The 14,590-nt window shown below is 48.5% G+C and carries 9 protein-coding genes; 8 read left to right on the top strand and 1 reads right to left on the bottom strand.

What is annotated here, in order from left to right; genetic code table 11:
- The 5 genes from ASF12_RS02670 (at position 1) to ASF12_RS02650 (ending at position 8,095) form a co-directional block, all read left to right on the top strand.
- A complete protein-coding gene (locus ASF12_RS02670; RefSeq protein WP_056029180.1) occupies positions 1-1,440 on the top strand; it encodes a glycoside hydrolase family 43 protein in 1,440 nt (479 codons plus the stop codon).
- A gap of 45 nt (positions 1,441-1,485) precedes the next feature.
- Entirely contained in the window at positions 1,486-2,481 is a 996-nt protein-coding gene (locus tag ASF12_RS02665; RefSeq protein ID WP_056029177.1) for a glycoside hydrolase family 43 protein, read from the top strand.
- A gap of 35 nt (positions 2,482-2,516) precedes the next feature.
- Positions 2,517-4,028 carry a glycoside hydrolase family 43 protein gene (locus tag ASF12_RS02660; RefSeq protein ID WP_056029174.1) on the top strand — a complete coding sequence of 504 codons (1,512 nt, stop codon included), beginning with the start codon at positions 2,517-2,519 and terminating at the stop codon, positions 4,026-4,028.
- Between the two features lie 306 nt (positions 4,029-4,334).
- Positions 4,335-7,037 carry an endo-1,4-beta-xylanase gene (locus ASF12_RS02655; RefSeq protein ID WP_056029171.1) on the top strand — a complete coding sequence of 901 codons (2,703 nt, stop codon included), beginning with the start codon at positions 4,335-4,337 and terminating at the stop codon, positions 7,035-7,037.
- 53 nt (positions 7,038-7,090) lie between these two features.
- Positions 7,091-8,095: an endo-1,4-beta-xylanase gene (locus tag ASF12_RS02650; protein ID WP_056032711.1), complete on the top strand. Its 1,005-nt coding sequence runs from the start codon at positions 7,091-7,093 to the stop codon at positions 8,093-8,095.
- An 83-nt stretch (positions 8,096-8,178) separates the two neighbouring features.
- Here ASF12_RS02650 and ASF12_RS02645 read toward each other — a convergent pair whose 3' ends face one another.
- Positions 8,179-8,931 carry a response regulator transcription factor gene (locus ASF12_RS02645; RefSeq protein ID WP_056029168.1) on the bottom strand — a complete coding sequence of 251 codons (753 nt, stop codon included), beginning with the start codon at positions 8,929-8,931 and terminating at the stop codon, positions 8,179-8,181.
- 283 nt (positions 8,932-9,214) lie between these two features.
- On the opposite strand from ASF12_RS02645, the gene ASF12_RS02640 reads away from it, so the two are divergent.
- From ASF12_RS02640 to ASF12_RS02630, 3 genes are all read left to right on the top strand, one after another.
- Positions 9,215-10,627 (top strand): ABC transporter substrate-binding protein, encoded by a 1,413-nt coding sequence (locus ASF12_RS02640; protein ID WP_235533022.1) that lies wholly within the window; start codon positions 9,215-9,217, stop codon positions 10,625-10,627.
- 96 nt (positions 10,628-10,723) lie between these two features.
- Entirely contained in the window at positions 10,724-13,612 is a 2,889-nt protein-coding gene (locus ASF12_RS02635) for an extracellular solute-binding protein (protein ID WP_056029165.1), read from the top strand.
- Positions 13,613-13,628: 16 nt separating this feature from the next.
- Complete coding sequence (locus ASF12_RS02630; RefSeq protein ID WP_056029162.1) at positions 13,629-14,588, top strand: carbohydrate ABC transporter permease; 960 nt, start codon at positions 13,629-13,631, stop codon at positions 14,586-14,588.
- Positions 14,589-14,590: the final 2 nt, after the last annotated feature.

The following is a 14,590-nucleotide window of genomic DNA, read 5'->3' as shown; positions in this document are numbered from 1 at the left end:
ATGAATGACCTATTGCCCGCGAGTGCATTCGGGAAGGTGCCGCCACAAGGCAATCCGCTTGTCTCCCACAAGTTTGGAGCAGACCCGTATGCCTTAGTAGTAGAGAAGCGCGTCTATCTCTATATGACGAACGATGTTTTGGAATATGGCGAAGATGGAAATATGAAAGAAAATACGTATGGAACCATCAACAAAATCACGGTTATTTCCTCGGATGATTTGATGAACTGGACGGATCATGGCGAAATCCGGGTGGCAGGCCCGCAGGGCGCAGCCAAATGGGCCACGCAGTCGTGGGCGCCAGCAGCAGCGCATAAAATAATCGACGGCAAGGATAAATATTTTCTTTATTTTGCCAACAATGCAAGCGGAATTGGCGTATTGTCAAGCGATAGCCCGGTAGGCCCGTGGGTTGATCCCATTGGGCAGCCCTTAATTTCGAGATCAACGCCTGGCGTGGAGAATGTGACGTGGCTTTTCGATCCTGCCGTATTGGTCGATGATGACGGAAAGGGCTATATCTATTTTGGCGGGGGCGTTCCCGAGGGGAAGGATGAGATGCCCAATACTGCGCGCGTCATGCAGTTAGGTGATGATATGACGAGCGTTGTCGGCGAGGCAGCCGTCATTCCTGCCCCGTATATGTTCGAGGATGCCGGCCTCAATAAGCGGGATGGGATTTACTACTATACCTATTGCTCGAACTTCTATAATGGCGCTCGCCTGGAGGGGAGTCCGCCCGCAGGCGAAATTGCCTATATGACAAGCGACAAGCCGATGGGGCCATGGACTTATCGTGGAACGATTCTCAAAAATCCAGTGCACTTCTTCGGTATTGGCGGAAACAACCATCATGCCATTTTCCAGTTCCATGATGCTTGGTATATCGCTTATCATGCCCAGACCTTATCCAAAACGCTTGGCGTTCCGAACGGCTATCGCTCCACGCACCTGAACCAGCTTGCGTTTAAGGATGGTTTGATTCAAGAAATCCATGCTGATTATGAAGGTGTCCGGCAAGTAAAGGCATTTAATCCCTACGATCGTGTTGGCGCGGTGACGATGGGGTGGAGTGCGGGCGTTGCTGTGGAAGCCATCGCAAGCGAGAACGATCCGCAAAGCCCGCTAATGGCTGTAACGGACATTAATAACGGGGATTGGCTCGCTTTATCCAAGGTGGAATTTGGGGGGAAAGGAGCCGCGGCTTTTAAGGCTTCCGTCTTGAATGTAGGTGCGGCTAGCAAAATGGAGCTCCGCTTGAATGCCCCGGACGGAAAGCTGGTTGGGACGCTCGCGATTCCGAACATGACCGGTCAGGGCTGGATGGAATGGCAAACAGAAGTCTCGGGTGCTGACGGTGTGCACGATTTGTACTTTGTATTCTGCGGGGAACCTGGCAATCCATTGTTTAAATTTTACGATTGGCAGTTTGGCGAATAAGCGGTATATCAGCTTGAAATGACCTTGAATTGGAGGAGAATTCCTATGTCTCATGCACCAGTACCTAATCAACCACTTGTTACCCATATGTTTACGGCAGATCCTTCTGCACACGTATTTGAAGGCAAAATCTATATTTACCCGTCTCATGACCTCGACCACGATGGCCCTGACAACGATAATGGGGATCAATACGCGATGGAGGATTATCATGTGCTATCCCTAGATAATTTTGAAACGGCTGTTGTTGACCATGGCGAGGTTTTGCATCTAAAGGATGTACGATGGGCCTCCAAGCAGCTATGGGCGCCGGATGCTGCCTATAAGAACAATCTGTATTATTTGTTTTTTCCCGCTCGGGATCATGAAGGGATATTTCGAATTGGCGTAGCCACAAGCACGACACCAGCGGGTACCTTTGCCCCAGAGCCAGACTACATTGCGGGCAGCTTCAGTATTGATCCGGCTGTATTCGTGGATGACGACGATAAGTCCTATATCTACTTTGGAGGTCTTTGGGGAGGACAATTGGAAAAATGGCAGAACGGCGTCTTCGAGGCAGACGCAGCAGGTCCGAATGAGGGGGAGACAGCGCTGGGTCCGCGTGTCGCTTTGCTGAGCGAGGATATGCTGTCTTTCCAAGAGGATCAACAGGAGATTTCGATTCTCGACGAGAACGGCAGCCTGATTTTAGCTGGTGATGAGGATCGACGATATTTCGAAGGACCTTGGGTGCATAAGTATAACGGCTGGTACTATTTGTCGTACTCAACAGGGACTACGCATAAGCTGGTTTACGCGGTTAGCCGTAACCCGATGGGTCCCTATACGTTCAAAGGGACCATTCTTACGCCGGTAATCGGCTGGACAACCCATCATTCTATCGTGCAGTTCGAGGACAAATGGTATTTATTCTATCACGACAGCTCCCTCTCTGAAGGAGTCAATCACAAGCGCTGTGTTAAATTTACAGAATTGCACTACAATGAGGACGGGACGATTCAGATGATCGATCCTTATGCGAAGGAAAGCAAAGCATAGCATATAAATACGATAATGCTTGAGGAGTGAATCGTGTGAGCAAGACGATGATAACCAACCCAATCATATGGGCAGATATCCCTGATCCAAGCGTCATTAGAGTGGGAACGACCTTCTATATGGTTAGCACAAGCATGCACACGATGCCTGGGTGCCCAATCATGAAGTCGGAGAACCTACTGCATTGGGAAATTGTAAACTATGTGTTCGATACTTTCGAGGATAATGCTGCTCATAATTTGCTTGACGGGAAAGGTATTTATGGCAAAGGTTCGTGGGCCGCATGCTTGCGCCATCATAACGGCAGGTTTTATGTATGCTTCTCGAGCCTCGACATGAACCAGTTCTATGTTTACCAGACGACGGATATCGAGAATGGATGTTGGGAACGCTCCGCCATTCCAGGACTCCATCATGACCCGAGCATGCTGTTTGACGAAGGACGCGTCTATGTCATCCACGGGAACGGGGATATCCGTATTACGGAGCTCACAGCAGATGCGACGGCTCTCAAACCGAGCGGGATCGATCAATTGCTGTTTGAGACGGAGCGGGATGGAATTGGGCTGCGCTGCGAGGGCTGTCATGCTTACAAGCTGAATGGGTACTATTATTTGTTTTTCATCGAATGGCCGAATACCGGAAATCGGCGCAGACGACAGCTATGCTACCGTTCCCGAGCGCTTCTGGGCCCTTATGAGAGCAAGCTGCTGCTAGATGATGATATGGGCTATCGCAACAATGGCATCGCGCAAGGCGGCATTGTCGACACACCCGCAGAAGACTGGTTTGCAATACTGTTTCAAGACCATGATGCCGTAGGCAGAATCCCTTGCCTGCTGCCTGTCTCCTGGATAGATGATTGGCCGGTTATCGGCATAGACGGTGAAGTTCCCCCAGCATTTGACGTGCACTTGCCGAATTCGGAGCCTAAACCGTTAGTCATTAGCGATGAGTTTGAGTATGCGGAAAACAAACTGGCCTTGAACTGGCAGTGGAACCATAACCCGGATAATCGACTTTGGTCCGTAACGGCTAGGCCGGGTTTTTTGCGATTGATGACGGGGAATCCGGCAAGCAGTATTGCATATGCCCGCAATACGTTAACACAGCGGACGGAAGGCCCGGTCTGCAGCGGGATGACAATGATGGATGTTTCCCAGATGAAACCGGGTGACTATGCAGGCTTGGTTGCCTTGCAGCATTTATTCGGGACAGTAGGCATTCGGGCTGCGGACAATGGCGACCGCTATGTGGTCACATGTATGAATCAGAGCGACGGCGGTGAAGAAGCGGTTGAGCAAAGTCCATTCGAAGGCAGCCAAATACATTTGAAAATCGATTTTAATTTTAAGGACAGTGCGGATATCGCTCACTTTTACTATTCTGCGAATGGAGTGGAATGGATACGAGTCGGCCGTTCTTTACCTATGAAATATAGGTTGGAGCATTTTATGGGCTATCGGATTGGGCTGTTTAATTACGCCACCGAGCAAGCAGGCGGATATGTCGATTTCGATTATTTCCGTTATTGCAAGATTATCTAACGTAGTACAATCTAGCTTTTACCGGGTGATGTGAAGTATAACTGAGCATATACTGGATGAGATGAAGCAAATGAGCGAGCGGCCTGTGCGAAGGGGCCGCTCGTTTGCTTTTTTCTCCTGTTGCTACGCTTTAGCATCTATGATTTATCGGGTAAATTCACAAAGATCGACGGGTAGTTGCTGAAATATGAAAGCGCTATACTTTCATGGAGGAGCTGAATCAGGGTGGATTTGGTTAAAAGGCTGCCATGACACGCCCCGAGTGGGGACTTTATGGAATAAAAGTTGAAAGGCGAGGTGTCTTTAATGAAGAAAAATCGATTGAAACGCTCTATTTCATTGTTATTGGTTACCATTTTGATGATGACGGCCTTGTCGCTTAGTTTGCTGCCAAAGCAGACGAATGCGGAAGCTGGCGCAGAGACGCCAAGCGAAGCGGAACGGCTCGCGACGGATTTTGAAGACGGCACTACACAAGGCTGGCATGGACGCGGCGGCAACGAAAGTCTGACAGCAGCCTCCTCGGCCGCCCATTCGGGAGCATACGGTCTTCAGGTTACGGGGAGAACGGAAGGATGGAACGGTCCGATGCTCGATCTGGCATCGTTTATGGAGGTTGGCAAAACCTACGCGTTTTCGGCCTGGGTTCGCCTGCCTGCGGGAATGCCTGATTCCTCTATCTCTATGATGATTGAGCGGAAAACGAATGGGAATTTGTTTTATGAGCCAGTTGCTGCCAAAACGGTAACGGAAAGCGGCTGGGTGAAGCTAACGGGTGCGTACACCTTGCTCCATCCGATTGAGACCCTAGGTATTTACTTTGAATCCATAGATCATGCGAAACTGGAATTCAATGTGGACGATGTTGTTATTGAGCGTATGCCAGATTCGGTACCCATTGAAATTCAAAAGGATATTCCAGCTCTAAAAGATGTATTTGCCGATGATTTTTTACTCGGATCCTCCTTGCTCGTGGGTGAAATTGAAGATGCTGCCGGGCCGGATGCCCAGCTGCTTCAAAAGCATTTCAACAGTCTGACCGCAGGCAATGAGCTGAAGTGGGATGCTACCGAGCCGAAGGAAGGACAATTTGATTTTACACGCTCGGATAAGATCGTTGATTTCGCTTTAGACAATGACATTGCCTTACGCGGCCATACGCTCATCTGGCATTCCCAAACGCCGGATTGGGTGTTCTACGATGAGAACGCCAACTTAGCCAGCAAGGAATTGCTGTTTGCAAGGATGAAGCGGCATATTGAGACGGTAGTCGGCCGATACAAAGGCAAAATCTACGCTTGGGATGTTGTAAATGAGGTTCTTGAGCCCGGTGACCAGAAGCCGAACGGCCTGCGCAACAGCTTATGGTATCAAATAGCTGGCGAGGAATTTATCGAGAAGGCGTTCGAATATGCGCATGAAGCGGATCCAGAGGCCAAGCTGTTCATTAACGACTACAATACGAATATTCCTGAAAAACGGCAATATTTGCATGATTTGATCAAGCGCCTGCAGGATAAGGGCATCCCTGTGGACGGTGTCGGCCATCAGACACATATTGGCATTGCGGATCCGTCCATTCAGTCTCTTGATGATATGCTTCAGGCTTTCCGGGACCTAGGCATTGAGCAGCAGATCACGGAGCTGGATATGAGTGTCTATACGAATGACACGGATTCCTATGATACGTTTCCGCTTGAGCTGCAGATTAAGCAGGCGAACCGGTACAAGGAAATTTTCGAAGTGTTTAAGAAGCACAAGGACCAGATCACTGCAGTAATCTTCTGGGGCAAGGACGACATTAATACATGGCTCCGTACCTTCCCTGTCACGCGCAATAATTGGCCGCTATTGTTCGATGAACGGCTTCAGGCGAAATTCGCGTATTGGGCACTCGTTGATCCGAGCAAGGTGCCAGTCGAAACGATGCAAGCAACGGCGACAGAGGGAAGCGCGAAGATCGATGGCAAGCTGGAGGAGGCGTGGAATAGAGCACCGCTCATATCCGTGCTGAAGGAAGGCGATGCGATTGCCAAGATTAAGACGCTATGGGATAAAAGGTATCTTTATGTAACGGTAGATGTGTTGGATAAAACGACGAATGGCAGCGATGCGGTCGAGCTTTATATGGACGGCAACAATGGCAAGACAACGTCTTACGAGGCGGACGACAAAAAATATACATTCCGGCGCAGTGGAGCGAATAAGGATAAAACCGTGAATTATATAGCAGTCAAGACGGCTGGCGGCTACCGAATAGAAGCTGCGGTTCCAATAAACGGTCTGGTGCTTGGCAAAGAGCTTGGGATTGATGTGCGAATCGTTGACAAATCCGGCAGCATAGTAACGAAGACATCTTGGAATGACACGACGAATTCGCAGGATGCCGATACGTCCAAATTCGGTGTTTTACAGCTGGTTGAAGGACCTCAATACGCTAAAGCTGTAAAAGGTACGCCAGTCATTGATGGCAGCATTGATGCGGTATGGGCAAATGCAAAATCAATCGTGACCGAACGCTGGGTCAATGGATCAAGTGGATCGAAGGCCAAGGTCAGGACGTTATGGGACGGCCGCCGTTTGTACGTGCTGGCCGAAGTAACGGACTCGCTGCTTTCGAAAAAGAGTGCTAATGCGTGGGAGCAGGATTCGGTGGAAATTTTCATCGATCAAAATAATGCAGCGAGCAGCCACTACGAGTCCGATGACGGACAGTACCGGATTAACTTCGTTAATGAGCAGAGTGTCAGTCCGGTTTCACTAAGCGAAAATCTGATCTCAGCTGCGAAGCGGACAGCGAATGGTTATGTAGTGGAAGCATCTATCGCGTGGATCGGAAAGGCTCCAAAAGCCGGAGATCTGATCGGCTTTGACGTACAGGTCAACAATGACGAGGATGGCGACGGGGACCGCGATAGTGTGGCCGTCTGGAATGATCGGTCCGGACAGTCGTACCAGAATACATTCGGCTTTGGGGTCTTGAAACTGACGGGCGTGAACGGAAAGTAGCGTCGTCATATAAAGAAGCGAAAGGTGGCAGAAGAATGGCAGAGAAGAACCATATGAATGCGACGGATAGTCTGGCGGGAAGCTTCAAAAATGATTTTCTGATCGGTGCTGCGGTTAATAGTCACACAATCGTAAGCCAACGCGAGCTGCTGGTGAGGCACTATAACAGTGTAACGGCGGAGAACGAGATGAAATTCGCGAGCGTTCACCCTGCTGAAAATACGTATACCTTCGAGGAGGCTGACCGAATTGCCCAGTTTGCCAGCGAGCATGGCATGAAGCTGCGCGGACATACGTTGGTGTGGCATAATCAGACGCCGGATTGGGTATTCGACGATGGAAACGGCGGTTCGGCAGCTCGGGAAACGCTGCTTGCCCGGATGAAGGCTCACATCGAGACGGTTGTACAGCGTTACCGCGATACGATCTACTGCTGGGATGTCGTCAACGAAGCGGTCACTGACGATGGGGAGGAATGGCTGCGGCCCTCAAGGTGGCTGGAGGGCATTGGCGACGATTATATGGCCCAAGCATTCCGTTTTGCCCATGAAGCCGACCCTGCTGCGCTGTTGTTCTACAACGATTACAACGAGTGCAACCCGGGCAAGCGAGAGAAAATTCATCGGCTCGTCAAATCGCTGCTTGAGCAGGGAGCGCCAGTACACGGCATCGGTCTGCAGGCGCACTGGAATTTAACAGAGCCGTCTTTGGCTGACATTCGCACGGCAATCGAGCGTTATGCATCGCTTGGATTGAAGCTGCAAATAACGGAGATGGATGTGTCGGTCTTCGCCTTTGACGACCGACGTACGGATTTGGCAGCACCGACAGCCGAAATGCTGCGTCAGCAGGAACTACGTTACCGGCAGTTTTTTGAGCTTTTCCGCGAATATCGGGATGTGCTGACCGGCGTTACCTTCTGGGGAGCAGCAGACGACTATACGTGGCTGGATTATTTCCCGGTAAGAGGACGCAAAAATTGGCCGCTATTGTTTGATACGGAGCAGCGGCCGAAAGGCGCCTATTACGAGGTTGTCAATCTATCTGCTGGATTTTAACGTTACCACACATGCAGCAGGCCAGCTTCCTCACCCAAGGGAAGCTGGCTTGTATTTTTATGCTTGCCATTACAGCGATGAATTTAAGAGATTTGCTTTCTATATTCGTTCGCACTGGCTCCTGTATACGCTTTGAATTTTTTGTAGAACCAATCGATTTCGGTGTAACCGACCTCATTAGCAATTTCATAGATGCGCATATCCGTTTTTTCGAGCAGCAGCTTTGCTTTTTCCATCCGCTGCTGAAGGAGGTATTCATTAAACGACATGTTTTCATGATCCTTGAATTTTTGACCTAAGTAAGCGCAGTTGAAGTGCAATAGGGCTGATATTTTTTTCAACGTAATGTTAAGGTGCAGTTCTTCCTCCACGTATTTTTTCACGACATCGATAATGGACGCAGCATGAGGTTTTCTCTTGAAGGGAAGCGGCGCTGAAGCTGCAAGAGGTGGATCATCTGAAAAGGAATCGAGCTCTTTTTTTACAGCAAGTAAACTTGCCGTTAAATCGCTTGCGAGAACGGGCTGTGAAATGTAATCGCTTACTTGATAAGCCAAAGCTTTCCTCGCCAACTGGAAATCATCGCTGCCCTCCAAGAGGATAATGGGAACACGGCTCTGCTCGCGGATATGCTCGCAGAGCAGCATGCTATCAGCTTGAGTGTTTTTAATATTAATCAGAACAAGGGAAAGTGGCTCCCTATCCAATAAAGCCAGGGCGTCCGAGGAATTGTCCGCATACGCTTGTATGATAAAACCTAAATGGCTCCAGTCAAGCATGTTCTGCGTTCGTTCCCTCGAATGAATCATTGAATCAACAAGCAATATCTTATACACGGTAAGAACCTCACTTTCATAATAGATAGTAGTCTGCGGGTGAATTTCCGCACGAATAAAGTAATTATGTTTCCATTATGTTCAACGTGCGGCTTCGCCACAACGTGCATTTCTTTATCCCTCAACCATTTGTTTACCATTTGAAAACGAGAGAGGCAAAGCGAGAAAGCGATTTCATCCGAATCTATACCTTGGCGGGTAATTGATCTAGATACAGGCAGGTTGTTGCTCAGAAATGTAAGCGCTAAACTTTTTATGTAATCCATTTTCAGGGGGGATCCATGTGCAAGTGAGAAAAATGGCAGTCGTTTTTTTAAGTTTAATGTTGATATTTACATTGGCAGCATGCAGCGGAAATTCAGGCGGTGATGCCACTGGAAGCAGCGGCGGTAACGGCAATACGGAAAAAGCAGAGGCAAGCGTAAACGAAGGTTTGGAGACAGCCGATCCAACTGGAACTAATGAGGCTGGGACGGAAACCGGAGATGAGCTGTCGACGCCAGAGATGGATTTCGACATGGGCGGACGGGTGATCAAAATCGTATCGTGGTGGGACATGACGATATCCGAGGACAATCCAGACAACATTCAGCGCAAGAAAAATCTGGAAGATCTAATGAGGAAGCATAATTTTAAAGTGGAATACGTCGCTGTTGACTACGGTGAGTATCAGCAGAAAGCTGTCGCATCTTTGGTGGCAGGCGAGCCACTGGGCGATATCGTCAGACTGGGTAAAGCCTATATGATTCCGACATTGGTCCAACAAGATTTAATTTGGCCGATTGATGAGTATACGAAAAATACGAAGGTATTCAACCAGAAGGTTACAAATGAGTTTATGCAGTATGAAGGCAGAGGCTATGGTTTTACGGAAAATCAGTCTGATCTGATTTCTGGCATTTTCTATAATCGTACTCTGCTGAATCAGCTAGGACTTAAGCCGCTTCAGGATTATGTAAATGAAGATAATTGGAATTGGGATACGTTCATTCAAGTTGCCAAAGAGGCCAACAAGGATACGAATAATGATGGGAAGCTGGATCGATGGGGACTTTCACAAGGCTCGCTGATGGATCAGGCGCTGTACTCCAATGAAGCAAGTCTTACTCTAGGAGATAAACAAAATTTAGAAGATCCCAAAACGGTTGAAGCCTTTAATTTCATTTCCCGTGTGGCAACCGAGAAGGTTGCAAGAGCTACGGAAGGCGGAGATTGGACAGAGCCTGGCCAATTTTTTCGTCAGGGCAATACGCTGATGCATGCAGGCGCTATTTGGGAGATCGGAGGACTCAAGAATGATATGAAGGATTATGACATTGGCTTTGTTCCCTTCCCTAAAGGCCCGAGTGCTTCCGCCTATCATTCTGGAGAAGCTCTCTTCCAGTCTCTGGCGATTCCCAAAAAAGTCGAGAATCCAGAGCAGCTCATGTACATTTGGGAAAAAATAAACGATGTCGATTCGATTTATGATTATCCTGACCAAGCTACGCTGGAGAGTAACTTTACGAATGAGGATGATATTGAGAACGCAATCATTTCCGGAAAAGGCATGCTTGTTCTCGATCACAATACATTCCCGAAATTGCCTTATTACGATATTATAGGCGACCTTACTTCTGGCAACTCGGTCTCTACCGTAATAAGCAAATTTAAAGCGAATGTTCAAGCAGCAATTGACGAAGTGTATAAAAAATAGCGATTCCTTTCGAATGTCGAACAGTCCCTAATTAGCCATTCTATTAATGGGGGCTGTTCGGAATATTTTATCTCTAGCAGCAGGAGGGGAGAAGAATTGAACAGCAAAGCGAAGAAATACGCAATCGCCATACTTGCTCTAGTTTTATTTTTTTTGTCCATTTGGAGCTATAACCCTCCGAATCAATCTGACATGGGGAGAGTTCAAGCCAAGAGTGCTTTTGAGATGGGAGAGCATTCCTATGCCAAGGGCGGCTATGACGACTATTTGAACAGCTATTCGAATGCCGAGCGTCCGGCTGAGGTTATCCGAATCGAAGGGGAAAGCTTTTCAAAAACGGTTGGAGACGGCTTTGAAATGGCAGATCGGTTTGAAGGCTTGGATGGAAAAGCGGTGATTACGCCAGAGGCTGGAACCATTAGCTGGAATCTGGAGATAGCAGAGCCGGGACTTTACAACGTCAGAATTCATTATTACCCAATAGAGGGAAAAAGCTCTGCGATCGAAAGGCAGCTTGCTATTAATGAGAAAGTGCCATTCAAGGGTGCGGAAATGCTGTTGTTTAACCGACTGTGGGGTAATCTGGAGGATGCTATAAGAAGTGACGATAGAGGAAACGATCTGCGCCCGAGACAGGTTGAGAAGCCGTCGTGGCAGCTCAAGACTTTAACGGATAGCGGCGGTTATTATGACGAGCCGTATTTATTCTTTTTTGACAAAGGCCAGCAAACCTTATCGCTGACTTCATCAAGGGAGCCAATGGCTATCGATTATATCGAGCTGTATCAGGAGAAAACCGCAAAAGCTTATGCGGAAATCAAAAAAGAATATGAAGCCGCAGGTTTAGCGCCTGTTAAAGATCAATACGTAACGATTCAGGCGGAAGAGGCCGTGCTGAAGTCATCTCCAACCTTAAGCCCGCTTTCCGACAGATCAAGTTCGTCTGTTATCCCGTACGATGTTTCCAAGCTCAGAATCAATACGATTGGCGGACTGAACTGGAAGCTGCCCGGGCAGTGGATAGAGTGGGAAGTAGAGGTGAAGGAGGATGGCCTCTATCAAATTGCCTTGAAGCGCAAGCAGGATCAGCTCCGGGGCGTTTACAGCACGCGCAGCCTGATGATTGACGGGCAGTACCCGTTTAAGGAAATGAAGCAAATCCCGTTTAAATTCGATATGAACTGGCAGATGAATGTACTCGGAGGAGCGCAGCCGTATTTATTCCATCTGACGAAAGGCACGCATCGGATCCGGATGGCGGTTACTCTCGGCGAAATTGCACCGCTGCTGCGGACGGTCGAGTCCAGCGTGCTGCAGCTTAATGAGATGTTCAGGAAAATATTGATCATTACCTCAAATACGCCGGATCCCTATCGCGATTATCAATTGGAGAAGCGGATACCGGAGATGACGAAGGTATTCAAGGAGCAAGCGGCAACGATTCAACGTGTGGCCGATTATTTGGAGTTAGCGACGGGGGAGCGAAGCGACAAAGTAGCTGTTCTGCATACGATGGTTCGTCAATTGGAAGAAATGGTGGACAAACCGGAAACCGTCGCAAGGCGCTTGAATGCATTCAAAATCAATGTCGGCGGTCTTGGAACATGGATTTTGACCGTACGCGAACAACCGCTTACGCTTGATTATTTGGTCGTCTCCTCGCCGGATCGGGAGCTTCCTCAGGCGGAGGCGACAGCAATCGAGCGAATCAAGCACGAGCTTGGCGGCTATATCGCCTCTTATACCGAAGACTATGACAGCATTGGCAATACAGGAGAAAATCTAACCGTCTGGATTACGACAGGACGTGACCAAGCGCAGGTGCTGAAAAGCTTGATTGACGATTCCTTTACAGCGGAAACGAATATTTCGGTGAAGCTCAGGCTCGTCCCGGGCAACATCCTTCTGCCAGCCACTTTAGCCGAAGAGGGGCCGGACGTTGCTATGCAAATTGGCGAAGATGTACCCGTCAACTATGCGATGCGGAACGCCTCGGCGGACTTATCGAGCTTTGCTGATTTCAAGGAGGTAGCGTCCCGATTCCGCGATAGCGCACTGGCACCGTATGCGTACAGCAACGGGGTGTATGCCCTTCCGGAGCAGCAGACGTTCCCGATGCTGTTTTATCGCAAGGATATTTTGGAGGAGCTGGAATTGACGCCGCCTAAAACCTGGCAGGATGTATACAACATGATTTCCGTTCTTCAAAAGCATAATATGGAATTTTATTTACCTATTGAGGCGGCAACAAATAACGCGAACCTCGTTCCGAATGCGACCTTCGCGATGCTGCTGTATCAAAATGGCGGAGCGTTCTATCGGGATGAGGACAAAAAAAGCGCTTTGGATTCCGAGATATCGATGGAAGCCTTCAAGACATGGTCGAAGTTTTATACGAACTACAAGTTTCCGCTGCAGGCGGACTTCCCTAATCGCTTTCGGACGGGTGAGATGCCAGTCGGCATTGCGGATTATACGACCTACAATGCACTGACGGTCATGGCACCGGAAATAAAAGGGCTATGGGACTTTACAATCGTGCCCGGCATGGAGCAGCAGAACGGCTCGATCAATCATGAAGTCGCCAGCCATACAACCGCAGTGATGATGCTTGAGAATGCGAGTGACAAGGCTTCGGCATGGGAATTTATGAAATGGTGGACGGACAAGGAAACCCAAGTGGCATACGGACGCGAGATGGAAGGGCTTATGGGTGAAGCCGCACGTTATCCGACAGCTAATATGGAGGCGCTTCAGCAATTGCCTTGGCCGATTAAGGACTATAAAAATTTGGAGAGCCAGTGGCAGTGGGTGAGAGGAATCCCGCAGGTGCCAGGCGGCTATTTCACGGGCAGGCATCTGGATAATGCCTTCCGAAAAGTTGTCAACGGAAAAGAGAATCCTCGCGAGGCGTTATCCGATTATATTTTGTACATTAACGATGAAATTGCGATCAAACGGAAGGAATTCAACTTACCGTACTAGATTGGGGTGAAAGCCGATGCAAGCTGAAGCAGCAACAGATAAAGCCGTTCCTAAACTCGTCCAGCCGACGAAGATGTCCAAATGGGCACATACGCTAAATGAGTTAAAAAGAAACAAGCATTACTATATTTTGATGAGTCCGTATATGCTCATTTTCTTCTTATTTACGGTCATTCCAGTCGTATTCTCTTTAGGTCTAAGCTTCTTTTACTTTAATATGCTCGAATTTCCGCGTTTTGTTGGCTGGCAAAACTATTCAAGGCTGTTTCTTAACGACGATGTATTCATGATTGCCTTGAAAAATACTTTTATGTTCGCGGTCATTACCGGTCCGGTCAGCTATATCGCTTGTTTTCTATTTGCATGGATCATCAATGAGCTGTCACCGAAGATCCGTGCGATCATGACCTTGATTTTTTATGCGCCATCCATTTCCGGAAATGTGTTTTTTATATGGCTGATCGTATTTTCCGGGGATAGCTACGGCTATTTGAATGGATTTCTGATCAAATATGGATTTATGCTGGAACCGATTTTATGGCTGACGAATGAGAAATATATTTTGCCGATCGTGATTCTCGTCCAGTTATGGCTTAGCCTGGGCACGAGCTTTCTCGCCTTTATCGCGGGCCTGCAAACGATTGATCAGACGTTGATTGAAGCGGGCGCCGTCGACGGCATTAACAACCGCTGGCAGGAATTATGGTACATCACCCTGCCTTCCATGAGGCCGCAGCTGTTATTCGGGGCCGTCCTGCAGATTACCGGAGCATTTGCGGTTGCGGATATCTCCATTGCGCTTGCTGGCTTTCCAAGTGTCAACTATGCTGCGCATACGGTGGTTACGCACCTGATGGATTATGGCTCGATTCGCTTTGAGATGGGCTATGCGTCGGCTATTGCGACGGTTCTTTTTGCCATTATGATTGGAACAAATATGCTGACACAGAAAATGCTGCGAAAGGTCGGTGAGTGACG

The organism is Paenibacillus sp. Leaf72 (genome assembly GCF_001422685.1).
Classification (GTDB): domain Bacteria; phylum Bacillota; class Bacilli; order Paenibacillales; family Paenibacillaceae; genus Pristimantibacillus.
This window is presented reverse-complemented; position numbering and strand designations above follow the sequence as displayed.